The organism is Yonghaparkia sp. Root332 (assembly GCF_001425665.1).
In the GTDB taxonomy this organism is placed as follows: Bacteria; Actinomycetota; Actinomycetes; order Actinomycetales; family Microbacteriaceae; genus Microcella.
Genome location: NZ_LMCX01000001.1, coordinates 560,030 through 577,148, shown reverse-complemented (window position 1 = coordinate 577,148; position 17,119 = coordinate 560,030). Strand labels below are relative to the sequence as shown.

18 protein-coding genes are annotated in these 17,119 nt (G+C 72.0%); 10 read left to right on the top strand and 8 right to left on the bottom strand.

Going from position 1 to position 17,119, the window contains the following annotated elements:
- Positions 1-3 precede the first annotated feature (3 nt).
- From ASC54_RS02745 to ASC54_RS02725, 5 genes are all read right to left on the bottom strand, one after another.
- Positions 4-1,311: a PLP-dependent aminotransferase family protein gene (locus ASC54_RS02745; protein WP_055896519.1), complete on the bottom strand. Its 1,308-nt coding sequence runs from the start codon at positions 1,309-1,311 to the stop codon at positions 4-6.
- A 136-nt stretch (positions 1,312-1,447) separates the two neighbouring features.
- Positions 1,448-1,771, bottom strand: coding sequence for a thioredoxin (trxA, locus tag ASC54_RS02740; RefSeq protein ID WP_055857720.1), 324 nt, complete (start codon positions 1,769-1,771; stop codon positions 1,448-1,450).
- Positions 1,772-1,803: 32 nt separating this feature from the next.
- Positions 1,804-2,760 (bottom strand): thioredoxin-disulfide reductase, encoded by a 957-nt coding sequence (trxB, locus tag ASC54_RS02735; RefSeq protein ID WP_055897897.1) that lies wholly within the window; start codon positions 2,758-2,760, stop codon positions 1,804-1,806.
- A gap of 128 nt (positions 2,761-2,888) precedes the next feature.
- The gene (murJ, locus tag ASC54_RS02730; protein ID WP_235451367.1) at positions 2,889-4,568 is read right to left on the bottom strand and encodes a murein biosynthesis integral membrane protein MurJ; all 1,680 of its coding nucleotides are present in this window, start codon (positions 4,566-4,568) and stop codon (positions 2,889-2,891) included.
- On the bottom strand, positions 4,565-6,730 hold the full coding sequence (locus tag ASC54_RS02725; RefSeq protein WP_055896516.1) for a DUF6049 family protein: 2,166 nt from the start codon (positions 6,728-6,730) through the stop codon (positions 4,565-4,567). Before ASC54_RS02725 ends, murJ begins: the two co-directional genes overlap by 4 nt.
- A gap of 26 nt (positions 6,731-6,756) precedes the next feature.
- On the opposite strand from ASC54_RS02725, the gene ASC54_RS02720 reads away from it, so the two are divergent.
- The 8 genes from ASC54_RS02720 (at position 6,757) to ASC54_RS02685 (ending at position 12,786) form a co-directional block, all read left to right on the top strand.
- A complete protein-coding gene (locus ASC54_RS02720) occupies positions 6,757-8,199 on the top strand; it encodes a CCA tRNA nucleotidyltransferase (protein ID WP_055896515.1) in 1,443 nt (480 codons plus the stop codon).
- A gap of 134 nt (positions 8,200-8,333) precedes the next feature.
- Positions 8,334-8,723, top strand: a complete 390-nt coding sequence (gene rpsF / locus ASC54_RS02715) for a 30S ribosomal protein S6 (RefSeq protein ID WP_055857725.1) — start codon at positions 8,334-8,336, stop codon at positions 8,721-8,723.
- Between the two features lie 2 nt (positions 8,724-8,725).
- Positions 8,726-9,241, top strand: a complete 516-nt coding sequence (locus ASC54_RS02710; protein WP_055857727.1) for a single-stranded DNA-binding protein — start codon at positions 8,726-8,728, stop codon at positions 9,239-9,241.
- 44 nt (positions 9,242-9,285) lie between these two features.
- Entirely contained in the window at positions 9,286-9,546 is a 261-nt protein-coding gene (gene rpsR, locus ASC54_RS02705) for a 30S ribosomal protein S18 (protein WP_055857729.1), read from the top strand.
- A gap of 10 nt (positions 9,547-9,556) precedes the next feature.
- The gene (gene rplI, locus ASC54_RS02700; protein ID WP_055857731.1) at positions 9,557-10,009 is read left to right on the top strand and encodes a 50S ribosomal protein L9; all 453 of its coding nucleotides are present in this window, start codon (positions 9,557-9,559) and stop codon (positions 10,007-10,009) included.
- 472 nt (positions 10,010-10,481) lie between these two features.
- Positions 10,482-11,888, top strand: a complete 1,407-nt coding sequence (gene dnaB, locus ASC54_RS02695) for a replicative DNA helicase (protein WP_055896512.1) — start codon at positions 10,482-10,484, stop codon at positions 11,886-11,888.
- Between the two features lie 98 nt (positions 11,889-11,986).
- Positions 11,987-12,550 carry a hypothetical protein gene (locus tag ASC54_RS02690; protein WP_055857735.1) on the top strand — a complete coding sequence of 188 codons (564 nt, stop codon included), beginning with the start codon at positions 11,987-11,989 and terminating at the stop codon, positions 12,548-12,550.
- Complete coding sequence (locus tag ASC54_RS02685) at positions 12,547-12,786, top strand: hypothetical protein (protein ID WP_055857737.1); 240 nt, start codon at positions 12,547-12,549, stop codon at positions 12,784-12,786. Before ASC54_RS02690 ends, ASC54_RS02685 begins: the two co-directional genes overlap by 4 nt.
- A 70-nt stretch (positions 12,787-12,856) precedes the next feature.
- Here ASC54_RS02685 and purB read toward each other — a convergent pair whose 3' ends face one another.
- Both purB and ASC54_RS02675 read right to left on the bottom strand, forming a co-directional pair.
- On the bottom strand, positions 12,857-14,239 hold the full coding sequence (purB, locus tag ASC54_RS02680) for an adenylosuccinate lyase (protein ID WP_055896510.1): 1,383 nt from the start codon (positions 14,237-14,239) through the stop codon (positions 12,857-12,859).
- Entirely contained in the window at positions 14,236-14,763 is a 528-nt protein-coding gene (locus ASC54_RS02675; RefSeq protein WP_055857742.1) for a low molecular weight protein-tyrosine-phosphatase, read from the bottom strand. The genes purB and ASC54_RS02675 overlap by 4 nt, the downstream gene beginning before the upstream one ends.
- Positions 14,764-14,900: 137 nt before the next feature.
- On the opposite strand from ASC54_RS02675, the gene ASC54_RS02670 reads away from it, so the two are divergent.
- Positions 14,901-15,227: a hypothetical protein gene (locus ASC54_RS02670; RefSeq protein ID WP_055857744.1), complete on the top strand. Its 327-nt coding sequence runs from the start codon at positions 14,901-14,903 to the stop codon at positions 15,225-15,227.
- Entirely contained in the window at positions 15,220-16,653 is a 1,434-nt protein-coding gene (locus ASC54_RS02665) for a hypothetical protein (RefSeq protein WP_055857746.1), read from the top strand. The genes ASC54_RS02670 and ASC54_RS02665 overlap by 8 nt, the downstream gene beginning before the upstream one ends.
- On the opposite strand, the gene ASC54_RS02660 is transcribed toward ASC54_RS02665, so the two are convergent.
- The gene (locus tag ASC54_RS02660) at positions 16,610-17,008 is read right to left on the bottom strand and encodes a phage holin family protein (protein WP_055857748.1); all 399 of its coding nucleotides are present in this window, start codon (positions 17,006-17,008) and stop codon (positions 16,610-16,612) included. The two genes, ASC54_RS02665 and ASC54_RS02660, sit on opposite strands and share 44 nt — an antisense overlap.
- Positions 17,009-17,119: the final 111 nt, after the last annotated feature.

The following is a 17,119-nucleotide window of genomic DNA, read 5'->3' as shown; positions in this document are numbered from 1 at the left end:
GGCTCATCCCAGGTTCGGCGGCGGGCTGATGACGTGCGGCTCCGGCAGGACCAGATCGACCGGGCCCGTGGGGTGGAAGGTCGACAGCAGCTCCTGCTCGCCGCGCACGACGCTCGCGAGGCGGCGGACCCCCTCGCGAATCTCGCTCGGTGGCGGGTAGCAGTACGACAGGCGCAGGTTGGCGCGCCCCGAGCCGTCCGCGAAGAACGCCGTGCCCGGCGTGTAGGCCACGAGCTCCTTGACCGCGCGCGGGAGCATCGCCTTCGCGTCGAGGCCGTCGGGCAGGGTGACCCAGACGTAGAAGCCGCCGTTCGGGTTCGTCCAGCTCAGATCGGGCAGGTAGTGCTCGAGAGCGTCGATGAGGGCATCCCGCCGCTCTCGGTACAGACCGCGGAAGGTGTCGATCTGCCCCTTCCAGTCGGCGTTCGCGAGGTAGTCGCTCACGACGAGCTCGTTGACGGCGCTCGGCGAGAGGATCGCCGACTCCGCCGCCAGCACGAGCTTCTCGCGGATCGCGTGCGGCGCGAGGGCCCAGCCGATGCGGAAGCCCGGCGCGAGGGTCTTGGAGAACGAGCCGAGGTACACGATGCCGTCGGTCTCGACCGAGCGCATGGCGTGCGGGGCCGGACGATCGAACCAGAGCAACCCGTAAGGGTTGTCCTCGACGATCAGAACGCCCTCGCGACGCGCGATCTCGATGATCTCGAGCCGGCGCTCCCAGCTGAGCGTCACCCCGGCCGGGTTGTGGAAGTTCGGGATCAGGTACAGGAACTTGATGCGGCGCCCCGCGGCCCGCAGCGACGCGATGCGCTCGACGAGCGCGGCCGGGATCATGCCGTCGGCGTCCATCGCGATGTGGCTGACCTCGGCCTGGTACGAGCGGAAGATGCCCATCGCGCCGACGTACGACGGCGACTCGGCGAGCACGACGTCGCCCGAGTCGAGGAAGAGCTTGGCGATCAGGTCGAGCGCCTGCTGCGAGCCGGTCGTGACGACGACGTCGTCGATGCCCGCGCGGACCCCCTCGAGCGCCATGATCTCGAGGATGTGCTCGCGCAGCTCGGGCGTCCCCTGCCCCGATCCGTACTGCAGGGCGCGGGCCCCCTGGTCGCGCATGACGCGCTCCATCGAGGTGCGGATGCTCTCCAGGGGCAGCGCGCTGACGAAGGGCATGCCGCCCGCGAGAGAGACCACCTCGGGGCGCGAGGCGACCGCGAACAGGGCTCGGACCTCGGAGGCGCTCAGGCCGGCGGTGCGGTCGGCGTAGAGGCCGTACCAGGGGTCGAGATTGGTTCCTTCGCGGGGAATCACGCCGTTTCACCACCCATCACGCGGCTGCCCGATGCGGCAGTGCCTTCCAGGATACGGCCGGAACGACGATCGGCCCGCCCCGTGGGGCGGGCCGATCGTCGCATCCCGAACAGAGGGATGCGCGGGGCGGGGCGGACTACGCCAGGAACTCGGCCAGATCGGCCTCGAGAGCCGGCTTGGGCTTCGCGCCGATGACGGTCTTGACGACCTCGCCGCCCTTGAAGACCTTCATCGCGGGGATCGAGGTGATCTGGTACTTCATGGCCGTCTGGGGGTTGTCGTCGACATTGAGCTTGACGATGTCGATCTTGTCGGCGTTCTCGGTCGCGATCGCGTCGAGGATCGGCGAGACGGCGCGGCAGGGGCCGCACCACTCGGCCCAGAAGTCGACCATGATCGTCTTCTCGCTGTTGAGGACCTCGGCCTCGAAGGTGGCGTCGGTGACGTCGCGCGTGCTCATGAATCTCTCCTAGGGGTTGCGGGTTCTGCGGTTCAGACGGTCGCCGACGCGGTCTCGCGCGCGGCGTCGTGCAGGGTCTCGAGGTAGTGCTGGGCGTCGAGCGCCGCGACCGTGCCGCTGCCGGCGGCCGTGATGGCCTGGCGGTAGGTCGGATCGACGACGTCGCCGGCGGCGAAGACGCCCTCGACGCTCGTGCGCGAGGAGCGACCCTCGACGGCGATCGTGCCGTGCTCGGTGAGGTCGAGGACGCCGTGCACGAGGTGCGTGCGCGGGTCGGCGCCGATCGCGATGAAGAGGCCGGAGACGTCGAGCGTGGTCTCCTCCCCCGTCACCGTGTCGACGAGGCCCACGCCCGTCACGAGGTCGCCGCCGTAGATGTGCTCGACGGTCTTGTTGAGCACGAACTCGATCTTGGGGTCGTTCTTCGCGCGGTCCTGCATCGCGGCGGAGGCGCGCAGGGTCTCGCTGCGGTGGATGACGTAGACCTTGTCGGCGAAGCGCGTGAGGAAGGTCGCCTCCTCCATCGCCGAGTCTCCGCCGCCGACGACCGCGACGGTCTTCTGGCGGAAGAAGGCGCCGTCGCACGTGGCGCACCACGAGACGCCGTAGCCGCTGAGGCGCTCCTCGTCGGCGATGCCGAGCTTGCGGTAGGCCGAGCCCGTGGCGAAGATCACGGCGTGCGCCTCGTGGCGATCGCCGTTGCCGAGCGTGACCGACTTGACGGGGCCCTCGAGCTCGAGCGACACGACGTCGTCGTAGACGATCTCGGCGCCGAAGCGCTCGGCCTGCTGCTGCATCTTGACCATGAGGTCGGGGCCCATGACGCCTTCGGGGAAGCCGGGGAAGTTCTCGACCTCGGTCGTCTTCATGAGCTCGCCGCCGAACTCGACCGAGCTCGCGATGACGAGCGGCTCGAGGTTGGCGCGCGCGGCGTAGATGGCGGCGGTGTAGCCCGCGGGGCCGGAGCCGATGATGATGACGTGGCGCATGTCGTTCCTCACGAGGTGGGTGCCGGGCGGGTGCCGCTCCGACACGGGTGACAACCCATCCTAGGTCGGGGGTATTCCGGCGGTCGGCGCGTTCACCGGCCGTTCACGCGTGCCGACCCGGTCGCCCGTCAGCGCCCGAGCCGCCCGCGCACGAGCGCGAGCGTGCTGACCGCCTCCGGTACGCGCATCGCGAGCAGCGCTCCGCCGTAGGCCAGCACCATCGGCACGGCGATCGCGACGATGGTCACGATCGCTCCTCCGACGCTGGCGCGCGCGACGCCGTCTCCGACGAGACCGCCGCCGAGCGTGCCCAGGGCCGCGCCGATGCCGAGGCCGATGAGCAGCGCGGGAACGGCCGCGACGAGGAACTGCGTCATGCGCCGGGCGATGAGCGGAGCATCCAGGCCCCCCAGACGTCGGCGCAGGACGACGCCGCCGAGCACCATCTGGAAGGCCCCCGCCGCGGAGGTCACGAGGCCGAGCCCGGGGACGATCCACGCGGTCGGCAGCAGCGTGCACAGCAGCGCGCCCGTGATGAAGAACGCCGTGTGCGCCGCCTGCAGCCAGAACGCCGTGCGCGTGTCGTCGAGGGCGTAGAAGACGCGCTGCATGACGAAGTACACGCTGAAGGGCACGAGCCCGACGACGAACGCGATGAGCACGGTCGCGATCTCGTCGACGGCGTTCGCCGCGAAGAGGCGCGCGAACGGAACCGCGACGGCGATGAGCCCGATCGTCGCGAGCGTCATGAGCAGGCCCGTGATGCGGATCGCCTCGGTCGTGTCGATGCGCACGGCCTCGAGATCCTTGTCGCGCGCGTGGGCGCTCATGCGGGTCAGGTAGGCGGTCACGAGAGACACGACGACGACCGAGTGCGGAAGCATGAACAGCAGCCACGCCGTGCGCATGACCATGAGCGAGGCGTCGTCGGCCGTCGCGGCCTCCGAGGCCACGCGCGTCTGCACGATGCCGCCGATCTGCATCACGACGATCATCGCGAAGATCCAGCCGGCGGCGCGGCCGGTCGCGCCGAGGCCGACGCCGCGCCAGGTGAAGTCGGGCCGGTAGCGCAGGCCGGCCCGACGCCAGAAGAGCACGAGCACGAGCGCCTGGGCCGCGACGCCGAGGGTCGCCGACCCGCCGAGCACCGCGATCATCTCCGGCGTCCAGGCGGATGCCCGCGTCACGTCGGCGTCGAACATCGCGCCGAACGCGACGAGGCCCGCGACCGCGACCACGTTGTTGATCGCGGGCGCCCACGTGAACGGCCCGAACACGCGGCGCGCGTTGAGCACCTCGCCGAAGAGCGTGTAGAGCGCGTAGAAGAGCACCTGCGGCAGGCACCAGTAGGCGAAGGCCGTCGCGAGGGCGATCTCCTCGCCCGTGAAGCCGCGACCGCCGCCGTCGGAGGAGGCGGCGTAGAGCGAGACGAGCAGCGGAGCGGCGAGCGTCGCGACGACCGCGGCGGCGAGGAACACCACGAGCCCGAGCGTCACGAGCCGGTTGATGAAGCGCTCGCCGCCGTCGTCGTGCACGCTCGCCCGCACGATCTGCGGCACCAGCACGGCGCTCAGCACTCCGCCCGCGACGATCGCGTAGATGTTGTTCGGCAGCTGGTTGGCGAGCGCGAAGGTGTTGGCGCCCGACCCGAGCGCACCGATCGTCGTCGTGAGCATGACCGCGCTGACGAAGCCGAGCAGGCGCGAGACGATCGTCCCGGAGGCGAGCACGAGGCTCGCACGACCGATGCCGCCGGAGCGGTCCTCCGGCACGTCGCCGGGCGCTCCCGGGCGGGGCTCGTCGGTCACGCCGCCTCCTCCTCGCCGCGCCGGGCGCGGAGCCGACGGCGGATGTCGCGCGAGAGGCCGAACGCGAGCAGCCCGCCCACGAGCACCGCCATGACGACGATCGCGGCGGTCTCCCACCCCGCCTGCAGGTTCAGCAGCACGCTCGTCGGCTGGCCGACGGTGCGGTCGGCGGCATCGCTGAGCGACACGGTGATGGGCACCTCGCCGTTGGTGAGCGACTGCACCGGGACGAGCGCGCGCGTCTGCGACTGCGGCTCGACGATCGTCTCGACGAGGCGATCCTCGACGAGCAGGCGACCCGTCGAGCTGTCGACGCGCACGAAGACCCGGATCGCCACGTCGAGCGCGTTCTGCACCGTGACGGGCAGGGACGTGCGGTCGGAGAGCAGCGTGATCGTGCTGCCCTCGACGATCTGCACGGACGAGCGCAGGTCCGCCGACGCCTCGACGTACCGATCGGCCGCAGCCGGCGCCTCCTCGTCCCAGCCGAGCGACAGGGCGGCGAGCAGCTCGAGGCGGCGCTCATCGGTGATGAGGGAGGGCTGGACGGCCACCTCGGCGAACGCGCGGTCCAGGGTCTCGGCGTCGAGCATCCGCCCGACGTCGACGAGTCGCTCCTCGGAGATGGTCGCGTCGACGACGCCGACCTCGGGGCCGGATGCGGCGCTCGCGGTCGCGAGGCCGCCTCCGCGCGCCCACGGCAGCGCCTCGATCGCGCCGAGGAGGTCGAGCAGGCGCAGCGAGTTGCCCAGCCGCTCGCGGTCAAGGGTGATGAACGGCACGACGGAGGCGTCGGCCGCGCTCGAGGCCGCGATGAGGGCCGAGACCTGCGCGGCGGCGCTCTGCCACTCCTGCTCGGTGGTCGCCGCGACGGCGGCGCGGGCGGCGCGGGAGAGGGCGTCGTCGCTGCGGAGGATCCGCAGGTCGCCGACCCGGGCGACGAGTCCGCGGCCGCCGTCGAGGTTGGCGCTGCCGACGATGGCGGTGCCCACGCCCGAGGCGGCGAGCACGCCGAGCGCGCTCGCGGTCGCCGTGCCCTCCTGCGGCCAGACGATGTCGGTGAGGTCGTGCGGCCAGGCGCTGAGCTCGGCGAGGGTCGGCGGCTCATCGCCCGGGTCGGGGGTCGCCGAGGGCGAGGCATCCGGGTCGCCGGGCGCGGCGGACGGGCTCGGATCGCCCCCGTCGCCTCCCCCGCTGGGGTCGGTACTGAGCACGCTCGGGTCGAGCGCCGCCCCCGCGCCCTCGACGGGCGGCAGCGGGATGCCGCGGGCGTGAGCCGTGGCGAGCGGATCCGCGTCGGCCCAGGCGAGCGCGAAGGTGTCGTTGGGCACGAGCGCGAGCCGGTCGAGGAACGCCGTCGCCGACTCGGGCGCGGTCGTGCCGAGGATGCGGATGGAGGCGATGATGCGCGGATCGACGCCGATCGCGACGGCGCGGCCGGCGACGGCGTCGAGCGTGCGGACGAGCAGCCCGCCGGGCGCGGTGAGCACGGCCAGATCCTCCGCCGGGATGACGGCGCCCTCGAAGCCGGGTGCGGTGAGGGGCACGGCGGCGACCACGGTTGCGGTCGGGGGCGTCGTGCCCTCCGGAACCCAGACGACGGCGGAGCGCGCGGCGCCGAGGACGCGGCCCTCCCCCTCCGCCGCGATCTCGATCACCCGTGGGCCCCAGGCGCCGGCGAAGCCCGCGGCGGCGGGCTCGACGCGCAGCTCGACCGCGGTGCTCGATCCGGGCTCGAGCGCGGCGATGGCCGCCGTCGCGACCGGGACGGGGCGGACATCCGCATCGCTCTCGCCGAACCAGGAGGCGAGCGTCGCGGAGTCGGCGGGAGCGCCGGCCGCGACGGCGATCGTCACGGTGCCGGCGGGCGTCGCCGCGGTCGAGAGATTGGTGGCGACGACCCGCACCGCGAGAGGGGAGTCGGGCTCGACGATGCCCGAGCCGAGCGGGGCGACCGTGAGCTGCAGGCCGCTCGCGCTCGCGACGTCGCTCGTCGTCGCGAGAGTCGCGGAGGTCGACGGAGCCGGCACGGCGGAGGGGGCCGCAGCGGCCGGCGCGGCGGCGGTCGGACCGGCGAGCAGCAGCAGGAGGAGCGCGGAGAGCAGTGCGCGAAGCGGGGTCGCGGGCGCGGCAGAACCCCCCCGCACCCGCTCGGCCGACATGCTCGGAAGTCTAGACTCTGGTGACTATGCAGAGCGTGGCCGAGGCCCTCGACCGGCTGCGGGCACTCGCCGCCGCCGAGCCCCTGGCGACCCTCGCGGCGCGCTTCGAGGCCGCGGGCCACGAGCTCGCCCTCGTCGGCGGGCCCGTGCGCGACGCGTTCCTCGGCCGGCCGGTCAACGATCTCGACCTCACGACGAGCGCGCGCCCGGAAGACATCATCCGCATCGTCGCGCCGGTCGCGAGCGCGCACTGGGACATCGGGCGCGCCTTCGGCACGATCGGCGCGCGCATCGGCGCCGACACGGTCGAGATCACGACGTACCGCTCCGATGCGTACGAGGCCGACTCGCGCAAGCCCGAGGTCGCGTTCGGCGACACGCTCGACGGCGACCTCGAGCGCCGCGACTTCACCGTCAACGCGATGGCCCTGCGCCTGCCCTCGCTCACGCTCGTCGACCCGAGCGGCGGCTTCGACGACCTGCTGGCCGGGCGCCTGCGCACGCCGATCTCGCCCGAGCGCTCCTTCAGCGACGATCCGCTGCGCATGCTGCGGGCGGTGCGGTTCGCGGCGCAGCTCGGCCTCGACGTCGACGACGCGACGCTGCGGGCGATCGAGGGGATGCGCGATCGTCTCGGCATCATCTCGGCCGAGCGCGTGCGCGACGAGCTCGTGAAGCTGCTCTCGACCTCCTCCCCGCGTCGCGGTCTCGAGCTGCTCGTCTCCACGGGCCTCGCCGACCTCGTTCTGCCCGAGCTGCCCGCCCTCAGGCTCGAGATCGACGAGCACGCTCACCACAAGGACGTCTACGAGCACTCGCTCACGGTGCTCGACCAGGCGATCGAGCTCGAGGCCTCGCGCGGTCCGGGGGCGGATGCTCCCGCCGACGTCGTGCTGCGCCTCGCGGCCCTCCTCCACGACATCGGCAAGCCCGCGACGAAGAGGGTCGAGCCGGGCGGGGCCGTGACCTTCCACCACCACGACGCCGTCGGGTCGAAGCTCGCCCGCAAGCGGCTCACGGCGCTGCGCTTCGACAAGGACACGATCGTCGCGGTCTCGCGCCTGATCGAGCTGCACCTGCGCTTCTTCGGCTACAGCGACGCCCCATGGACGGATTCGGGCGTGCGCCGCTACGTGCGCGATGCGGGCGAGCAGCTCGAACGGCTGCACATCCTCACGCGCGCCGACGTCACGACCCGCAATCGCCGCAAGGCGGCGCGGCTGCGGGGGGCCTACGACGAGCTCGAGGCGCGCATCGCCGCGCTCGCCGAGCAGGAGGAGCTCGCGGCGATCCGCCCCGACCTCGACGGCGAGCAGGTCATGGCGATCCTCGGCGTCCGGCCCGGCCCCGTCGTCGGTGAGGCCTACCGCTTCCTCCTGGAGATGCGGCTCGACGAGGGGCCCCTGGGGGCGGAGGAGGCCGAGCGACGACTGCGGGCGTGGTGGCAGGAGCGCGGCGGCGCGTCCTGAACTGGCGCCGGTCATCCGTCATCGACTACGCTGTGCAGGTTGCCCGGAGCCCTGTCTCCAGCGGGTGACTGATGCCATACCCTCCTGCTGCAGATCGTCTGCAGCCGTTCGAGTCCGAAGGAGGTGGGTGAGTCATGCATCAGTACGAAATGATGGTGATCCTCGACCCCGAGATCGACGAGCGCACTGTCGCTCCGAGCCTCGACAAGTTCCTCAACGTCATCCGCAATGACGGTGGGAACATCGAGAACGTCGATATCTGGGGCCGTCGTCGCCTCGCATACGAGATCCAGAAGAAGACCGAGGGCATCTACGCCGTCGTCAACTTCACCGCGAACCCCGCGGCCACGCAGGAGCTCGACCGCCAGCTGAAGCTCAGCGAAGCGGTCATGCGCACCAAGGTGCTGCGTGCCGAGGAGGCCGTCGCTCGCGTCGCCGCCTTCGAGGCGAAGGCCGCGGAGAAGGCCGCGTCCAAGTCCGCGCGCGACGCCGCCAAGGCCGCCGCGCCCAAGGCCGCGGAGTAGTCGTGGCCGGCGAGACGATCATCACCGTCGTCGGCAACCTGACCGCCGACCCCGAGCTGCGCTACACGCAGAACGGGCTCGCAGTGGCGAACTTCACCATCGCGTCCACCCCCCGCACGTTCGACCGTCAGGCGAACGAGTGGAAGGACGGCGAGGCGCTGTTCCTGCGCGCGAGCGTGTGGCGTGAGTTCGCCGAGCACGTCGCCTCATCGCTGACGAAGGGCTCGCGCGTCATCGCGCAGGGTCGCCTGAAGCAGCGGTCGTACGAGACGAAGGAAGGCGAGAAGCGCACGAGCATCGAGCTCGAGGTCGACGAGATCGGCCCGAGCCTGCGCTACGCCACCGCTCAGATCACCCGCACGTCGGGTGGTTCGGGCGGAGCCATGGGCGGAGGCCGCGGCGGCAGCGCCCAGGTCGCCGACGAGCCGTGGGGCGCTCCGGCGCAGAGCTCCGGCTCCTCCAACGCCGGGGACGTGTGGAACACGCCCGGCTCCTTCTCCGACGACACCCCGTTCTGATCCGGTCCGACGACCGGCAGCTGATTTCGTAAAGGACAACCACTATGGCTGGCAAGAGCAGCGGCGACCGCCGCAAGCCTCGCGGCGGCAAGGGCGCGAAGAACGCCGCCCCCGCGAAGGCGATCAAGGTTGGCATCATCGACTACAAGGATGTCGCCACCCTCCGCAAGTTCATCTCCGAGCGCGGGAAGATCCGTGCTCGCCGAATCACCGGTGTCTCCGTGCAGGAGCAGCGCCTCATCGCCCGCGCCGTCAAGAACGCGCGCGAGATGGCTCTGCTTCCGTACGCCGGCGCTGGCCGCTAAGGGGGCCGTGATGTCGAAGCTCATCCTCACGCAGGAGGTCACCGGTCTCGGTGCCCCCGGCGACGTCGTCGAGGTCAAGAACGGGTACGCCCGCAACTACCTCATCCCCCAGGGCTACGCCGTGGCGTGGACCCGCGGTGGCGAGAAGCAGGTGGACCAGATCAAGGCCGCCCGCAGCGCCCGCGAGCACGCCACGATCGAAGAGGCCCAGGACCTCAAGGCCCGCCTCGAGGCCAACCCCGTCAAGCTCGCCGTCAAGGCGGGCGCCGAGGGCCGGCTGTTCGGCTCGGTGAAGACCGCTGACGTGGCCGCGGCCGTCGAGAAGGCCGGCATCGGCTCGATCGACAAGCGACTCGTCGAGCTCGTCTCGCCGATCAAGTCGGTCGGCACGCACGAGGCGATCCTCAAGCTCCGCGACGGCATCGTCGCGACGATCACCCTCCAGGTGGTCGCCGCGAAGTAGTCGCGAGCGCGCAACGGCAGCGCCCCCGGGGTCTCGATCCCGGGGGCGCTTCGTCGTCCCGCGGCCCCCGGTCAGGCCGCGCCTTAGCGGGTCGGCGGCGGTCTGCGCAAGAGCTTCGAGCGTCGTTCTGTGCACAGGTGAGCATTCAGAACGGCAACCCTGAAGCGGCACTTGAACCCTGTTTCCCCACACATGGTGTGGAAACAGAAAACCCAGGTCATCGCCGCTTTCTGCGCGAAGCAATGGGGGAATGCCACAGATCTGTCCACAGGCTGTGCACACGGTCCCCGGCGTTTCTCGACTGCTCTCCACATCGTTATCCACAGGGCCGGTTGAGGGTCGCGCTCGGCCGTCCCTAGGGTGAGGCCGTATCCCGCCGCGCACGCAGCCCGTCGCGTGTCATCGCTCCGCTGTCCGTGGTCGGCGGTACACCTGAAGCACTCAGCGATCCGCTCGCAGATTAGGAGGCCCTGTGTCCCTCGCGCACATCGGCAGCGCCCTCGACGCTCGAGGCGGCTCCGACAACCGCGGGTCCGACAGCCGGGGCTCAGACGGCCGTCACTCCGAGCGCACGCCGCCGCACGACCTCCTCGCCGAGCAGAGCGCGATCGGCGGCATGCTCCTCAGCAAGGACGCCACCGCCGACGTCATCGAGGTCGTCCGGGGCATCGACTTCTACATCCCCAAGCACGAGGTCATCTTCGAGGCGATCCTCTCGCTGTACTCGCGCGGCGAGCCGACCGACGTGATCGCGGTGACGGACGAGCTCACGAAGGCGGGCGACCTCTCGCGAGCCGGCGGCGCCGACTACCTGCACACCCTCACCGGCATCGTGCCCACCGCCGCCAACGCCGGCTTCTACGCCTCCCTCGTGGCCGAGAAGGCGGTGCTCCGTCGCCTCGTCGATGCCGGCACGCGCATCGTGCAGATGGGCTACGCGAGCGAGGGCGAGGTCACCGATCTCGTCAACAACGCTCAGGCCGAGATCTACGCCGTCGCCGGTGGCACGCAGTCGGAGGACTACGTGCCCCTCACCGAGGCGGTCAACGAGGCGATCGACGAGATCGAGGCGGCGCGCGGTCGCGACGGCTCGATGACGGGCGTGCCGACGGGCTTCGCCGACCTCGACGCGCTCACGAACGGCCTCCACGCCGGCCAGCTGATCCTCATCGCCGCGCGCCCCGCCCTCGGAAAGTCGACGGTCGCCCTCGACTTCGCTCGCGCGGCCGCCATCAAGCACAACCACCCGACCGTGTTCTTCTCGCTCGAGATGGGGCGCAGCGAGATCGCGATGCGCCTGCTGTCGGCGGAGGCCTCCGTGCCGCTGCACGCGATGCGCAAGGGCACGCTCGAGTCGCGCGACTGGACGACGATCGCGTCGACCCGCGGGCGCATCAACGACGCCCCCCTCTACATCGACGACAGCCCCAACATGACCCTGGTCGAGATCCGCGCCAAGTGCCGACGCCTCAAGCAGACCGTCGGGCTCAAGATGGTCATCATCGACTACCTGCAGCTCATGACGAGCGGCAAGCGCGTCGAGAGCCGCCAGCAGGAGGTCAGCGAGTTCTCGCGGGCGCTCAAGCTCATGGCGAAGGAGCTCCAGGTTCCCGTCGTCGCCCTCTCGCAGCTCAACCGAGGCCCCGAGCAGCGCGCCGACAAGAAACCCGCCCTGAGCGACCTGCGCGAGTCCGGCTCGCTCGAGCAGGACGCCGACATGGTGATCCTCCTCCACCGCGAGAGCGCCTACGAGAAGGAGAACCCGCGCGCGGGCGAGGCCGACTTCATCGTCGCCAAGCACCGCAACGGCCCGACCGACACCATCACGGTCGGCTTCCACGGGCACTTCTCGCGCTTCGCCGACATGCCGCGGGTCTAGAGCGGGCGCCCTCAGCCCGTTCCCCGCGGGCGCGGCGTTCGCTCGGCCGCCGCGCCGTAGGCTGGGGCCGACCACTCGCTCCTCGCCGGAAGGACCCCATGGCGTCGGCCGCCTCCCCCGAACCGCGCGCGATCGCCCGCGCCGTCCTGCTGCGCGCCGCGCCGCTCCTCATCGCGGGCCTCGTGATCACCTTCACCGCGGACCACTCCCCGCGCCTGGGCCTCCTCGCGCTCGGGCTGCTCGGCGCCGCCCTCGGCGCCGCCGTCGGCCTTCCCGCGCTCGGGCTCCCCCGCGACGAGCCGCTCCGCGGCTTGCACGCGATGCTCGCCGGCCTCGCCCTCGTGACCGGAGCGCTCGCGCTGCTGCGACTCGACGCCGGCCTGCCCTTCCTGCTGGTGATCGCTGGCGGGTGGGCCGTGCTCTCGGGCGCGGTCGAGCTCGTGTGGGGCATCCGCCACCGCACCCACCACCCGTTCGCTCGCGACGCGATCGTCGTCGGCGGCGCCACGCTCGTCCTCGCCGTCGTCCTCGCGATCGTGGCCGACTCGATCTCGGCCGTCGGGTTCCTCGGCGCCTACGCGATCCTCGTCGGCGTCTTCCTCGTCATCGCCGCGCTCAGCCTCACCCGGGGCGCCTCGCAGAAGGAGCACTCCCCGTCATGACCGAACCCCGTCGTCGCGAGCGCCTGCGCCCCGCCGAGCTCCTCGGCTTCGCCGGCATCATCGCCCTCTTCGCCGGGGGCACGATCTTCGCCGTCACGCGCGACCTCGCCTTCGCCGCGATCGTGCTCGGCGCGACCTTCGTCATCGACCTCATCGCGATCTCGATGCTCATGCTCGCGATCACGCCCAACAAGCCGATGGACGGCGAGCTGCCGCCGGACACCCCGCACGACTGACGGGTCGCGATCGCGAACCGGCGCGCTCACCGCGCGACCGGCGACGGATGCCCGCTGACCGTGTCCCGCGTCAGCGCGCGACGCGACGGGCCAGCTCGCCCGCGACGCCCACGTAGCTCGCCGGGGTGAGCTCGCGCAGCCGCGCCTTCGCGGCGTCGGAGATGTCGAGGCCGTCGACGAACGCCCGCAGCTCCTCGCCGCCGACGCGGTGGCCCCGCGTGAGCTCCTTGAGCATGGCGTACGGGTCCGCGATCGAGCTGCGCCCGGCGGTCACCTCGGCGCGGATGACGGTCTGGATCGCCTCGCCGAGCACCTCCCAGTTGCCGTCGAGATCGCGCGCCAGGGCATCCCGATCGAGATCGATCTCGCCGAGACCCTTGAGGATGTTGTCGAGCGCGAGCATCGAGTGCCCCAGGCCGACGCCGATGTTGCGCTGCGCCGACGAGTCGGTGAGGTCGCGCTGCAGGCGGGAGGTCACGAGCGTCGCGGCGAGCGAGTCGAGCACGGCGGCCGACAGCTCGAGGTTCGCCTCGGCGTTCTCGAACCGGATCGGGTTGATCTTGTGCGGCATCGTCGACGAGCCCGTCGCGCCCGGCTGCGGGATCTGCCGGAAGTAGCCCATCGAGATGTACGTCCACACGTCGGTGCAGAGGTTGTGCAGCACGCGGCCGACGTGCGCGACGCGGCTGTAGAGCTGGGCCTGCCAGTCGTGCGACTCGATCTGCGTCGTGAGCGGGTTCCAGGTGAGGCCGAGGCCCTCGACGAAGGCCCGTGAGGTCGCGACCCAGTCGTGGTCGGGGTCGGCGGCGAGGTGCGCCGAGAACGTTCCGGTCGCGCCGGAGAACTTGCCGAGGTACTCGATCTCGTCGATCGAGGCGAGGAGGCGCTCGAGGCGGTGCACGGTGACGGCGAGCTCCTTGCCCATCGTCGTCGGCGTCGCCGGCTGGCCGTGGGTGTGCGCGAGCATCGGCTCGTCGGCGAAGGCGAGCGCCCGCTCGCGCAGGGCGGCGACGACGAGGCGCGCCCGGGGCATCCACACGTCGACGATCGCCGCGCGCACCGTGAGGGCGTAGGAGAGGTTGTTGATGTCCTCGCTCGTGCACGCGAAGTGGGTGAGCTCGGCGATCGACTCGAGGCCGAGCGCGGCGAGGCGGTCGCGCACGTGGTACTCGACGGCCTTCACGTCGTGGCGGGTGACGGCCTCGCGGCGCGCGAGCGAGTCGATGTCGTCCTGCCCGAAACCCGTGACGAGCTCGCGGAGGCTCGCCTTCTGCTCATCGGTCAGGCGCGGCGCCTCGAACAACCCGGCATCGGTGAGGTGGATGAGCCACTCGACCTCGACCTGGATGCGCGCGCGATTGAGCCCGGCCTCCGAGAGGTGCTCGCCGAGCGCGGAGACCTGGTCGCGGTAGCGGCCGTCGAGCGGGCTGAGGGGCTGCGGGGCGAGACTCATGGGGCTCCCTGTCGGATTCCGGGTTCGAGTTGGCGGAACAGAGCGGTGCACGCCCGCTCGATCATGCCGAGCACCGTGTCGAACATCGCGGCGTCGGAGTAGTACGGGTCGGGCACGTCCAGCTGCGCCTCGTTGTGGGCGGGGTCGAACGACATCAGCAGGTGGACCTTGCTGCGCGCGTCGTCGTCGGGCGCCCAGGTCTTGAGGATCCGCTCGTGCGTGCGGTCGAAGGCGATGATGAGGTCGAGGTCGGTGAACCAGCGGCTCTCGAACTGGCGCGCGCGGTGCACGTCGCCCTCGTAGCCGCGCGCGCGGAGGGCCGCGAGCGTGCGCGGGTCGCTCGACTCGCCCACGTGCCACTCGCCCGTGCCCGCGGAGCGCACCGAGACGAGGTGCTCCCAGCCGCGCTTGCGAATGAGCTCCTTGAACACGGCCTCCGCCATGGGCGAGCGGCAGATGTTGCCGGTGCACACGAAGCAGATGCGGAACACGCCGGGCACGCCGAGGTCCCGGTCGAAGCTCATGCCCCCATCATCCCCCACTTCCTGCTCCTCCACAGCCCGCGTGACGGCGAGGGGATGCCCCGACCGCGCCCGCGACGCCGCCGCGGACGGGCGCCTCCCGCATCCTGATGACCCCCACGAGTCGAAGGAGGGCCCCCGTGGCGCACCCGCCCCTGCCGAACGCCGATCCGAACGCCGCGCAGCTGACCGCTCAGGCGGCCGAGCTGCGGCATCGCGAGCTCGTCGTCCACGCCGTCGCCGCGCAGGTCGAGACGGTCATGTCGCTCGTGGGCGCGACCGCCCACGACGACCAGTGGCGCGGCCCCGCGGCGCGGGCCTACGCGCGCGCCGTGGAGGGCCGCCTGCGCGGACTCGTCGACGCTCGCCGATCGCTCGATCTCGCCTCGCAGGCCCTCGCCTTCGCCCGCATGGAGGCCGAGCGACGGGCGGCGACGAGCGCGCTCCCGGGGGCGGGCAATGGCTGACGCGCTGCTGATCGGCGGGGGCGGCTCGACCGCCGTCGCCTCGGAGCACCTGCTCGTCTCGCTCGAACGGCTGCGCCGGAGCTCGGTGACGTGCGCGACCGCGGCGCGGCGGCTCGACCCGCTCACCGCGGCGACGCCCGGCGACCGCTGGAACGGCACGGGCGCGGAGCTCGCGCAGGCCGCCGCGGCGCTGGGTCGCGAGTCCGAGGCTCTGGAGCTGCTCGGCGGCGCCCTCCGCACGGCCGTCGACGGCTACGGGTGGGCCGAGTCCCGCGCGCGCTCGTGGCTCGAGGGCGCCATCGCGCCCGTCGCCTCGACCGTCGGCTTCCTCGCCGGGCGCCTCGGGCTGAGCCTCCTGCCCTCCGTCCTTCCCGTGGTCGCCCTCGCAGCGGGTGCGTGGATGCTCCTGCCGGCCTCCTCGCGCGACTCGCTGTCGCGCAGCTCGACGGCGGGGGTCGAGCGGTTCGCCGGCACGCTCCTCGACTCCCCCGCCACCACCGAGGCGTTGCGCCTGCTCGCCACCTCCGTCGACGACGCCGTGCTCGGGGCGCTCGGCGTGCCTCCGGCGATGCTCGCCGCGTACCGCGCCAGCGGGTCGGGGTCGGTGGCGCGCACGGCGGGCGCGGTGCTCGGCGTCGGCCTGCTCTCCGGCGACCGCGGCCGAGCCCCCGCCGCCGTGGCGCGGGCCGCGCCGCCGGTCGCCGTCGCCGCGCCCCTCGGCATCGCCGATCGCGTGGCCCGCATCCCCGACTCCGCCCAGCCCGTGCGCATCGAGCGCTACCCGGCGCCGGGCGGCGACCGCTTCGAGGTCTACATCGCCGGCACGGCGGGCTCCGCGGCCGACGGATCACCGCTCGTCGAGGGCGGCGAGCATCCGTGGGACATGTCGAGCAACATCGCCCTCATCGCCGAGCACGACTCCTCCTCGCTGCAGGCGGTGAGGCAGGCGCTCGCCGACGCGGGCGCGGGTCCGACATCGCCCGTGGTCTTCACGGGCTACTCGCAGGGCGCGGCGATCGCGACACTCATGGCCGAGTCGGGGGAGTACGCGACCTCCGGCCTCGTCACCGTCGGCGCGCCGACCGGGGGGATTCCCGTCACGGGCGACTACCCCGCGGTGGTGGTCGCCCACGACGACGATCCCGTCACCGCGCTGGGCGGCCCGCAGGAGATCACCAACGCCGTCGTCGTGACGGCCCCGAGGGGCGAGGGGTGGCGCGAGGGCGACCCGGTGCTCGCGGGCCACGCGATCGACGCCTACCGCGAGACCGCGGCCCGCGTCGACGCCTCGGGTGCACCGCTGCTCAGCGAGACCATCGCGCGGCTGCCCGACGGCCGCGACGGAGCGACGGGCGACGCGCTCAGCTACACCGCGCGCCGGCTCAGCGGTTGCGACCCACGATCGGGCGCAGGAGGACTCCGATGAGCCAGCTCAGGAGTCCGAGCACGACCGCGCCGAGCACGCCCCACCAGAAGCCGTCGACCGAGAGGCCGAAGCCGATCAGGTCGGAGATCCAGGCGACGAGCAGCAGGAGGAGCGCGTTCACGACGAGAGCGATGAGACCGAGCGTGAGCAGATACACGGGGAAGGCGACGATGCGGATGAAGTTGCCGATGACCGCGTTGACGACGCCGAAGATGAGACCCACCAGCAGGTACGTCAGCACGGTGGCGAGCGTGTCGTCCGGCGCGTACGACTCGACCGAGACGCCCGCGACGATGAGCGTGGTGAGCCAGAGGGCCACCGAGTTGATGATCAGGCGCACGACGAATCGCTTCATGAGCCCACTATGCCCCGCGCGGCCGCCCCTCGCCAGCAGGAACGGGCCGCCCGCGCCGTATCCTGACAGCGTGACCGAGCCCGCGCCGACCGTCCCCGCGCCGACCGTGCG

Excerpts from the sequence above, each read along its gene's own strand:
- ASC54_RS02685 (WP_055857737.1), top strand. The coding sequence starts at position 12,547 with ATGACCGAACCCCGTCGTCGCGAGCGCCTGCGCCCCGCCGAGCTCCTC.
- purB (WP_055896510.1), bottom strand. The coding sequence starts at position 14,239 with ATGAGTCTCGCCCCGCAGCCCCTCAGCCCGCTCGACGGCCGCTACCGC.
- ASC54_RS02675 (WP_055857742.1), bottom strand. The coding sequence starts at position 14,763 with ATGAGCTTCGACCGGGACCTCGGCGTGCCCGGCGTGTTCCGCATCTGC.
- ASC54_RS02665 (WP_055857746.1), top strand. The coding sequence starts at position 15,220 with ATGGCTGACGCGCTGCTGATCGGCGGGGGCGGCTCGACCGCCGTCGCC.
- rplI (WP_055857731.1), top strand. The coding sequence starts at position 9,557 with ATGTCGAAGCTCATCCTCACGCAGGAGGTCACCGGTCTCGGTGCCCCC.
- trxB (WP_055897897.1), bottom strand. The coding sequence starts at position 2,760 with ATGCGCCACGTCATCATCATCGGCTCCGGCCCCGCGGGCTACACCGCC.
- ASC54_RS02720 (WP_055896515.1), top strand. The coding sequence starts at position 6,757 with ATGCAGAGCGTGGCCGAGGCCCTCGACCGGCTGCGGGCACTCGCCGCC.
- rpsF (WP_055857725.1), top strand. The coding sequence starts at position 8,334 with ATGCATCAGTACGAAATGATGGTGATCCTCGACCCCGAGATCGACGAG.
- ASC54_RS02725 (WP_055896516.1), bottom strand. The coding sequence starts at position 6,730 with ATGTCGGCCGAGCGGGTGCGGGGGGGTTCTGCCGCGCCCGCGACCCCG.
- trxA (WP_055857720.1), bottom strand. The coding sequence starts at position 1,771 with ATGAGCACGCGCGACGTCACCGACGCCACCTTCGAGGCCGAGGTCCTC.
- ASC54_RS02660 (WP_055857748.1), bottom strand. The coding sequence starts at position 17,008 with ATGAAGCGATTCGTCGTGCGCCTGATCATCAACTCGGTGGCCCTCTGG.
- ASC54_RS02690 (WP_055857735.1), top strand. The coding sequence starts at position 11,987 with ATGGCGTCGGCCGCCTCCCCCGAACCGCGCGCGATCGCCCGCGCCGTC.
- rpsR (WP_055857729.1), top strand. The coding sequence starts at position 9,286 with ATGGCTGGCAAGAGCAGCGGCGACCGCCGCAAGCCTCGCGGCGGCAAG.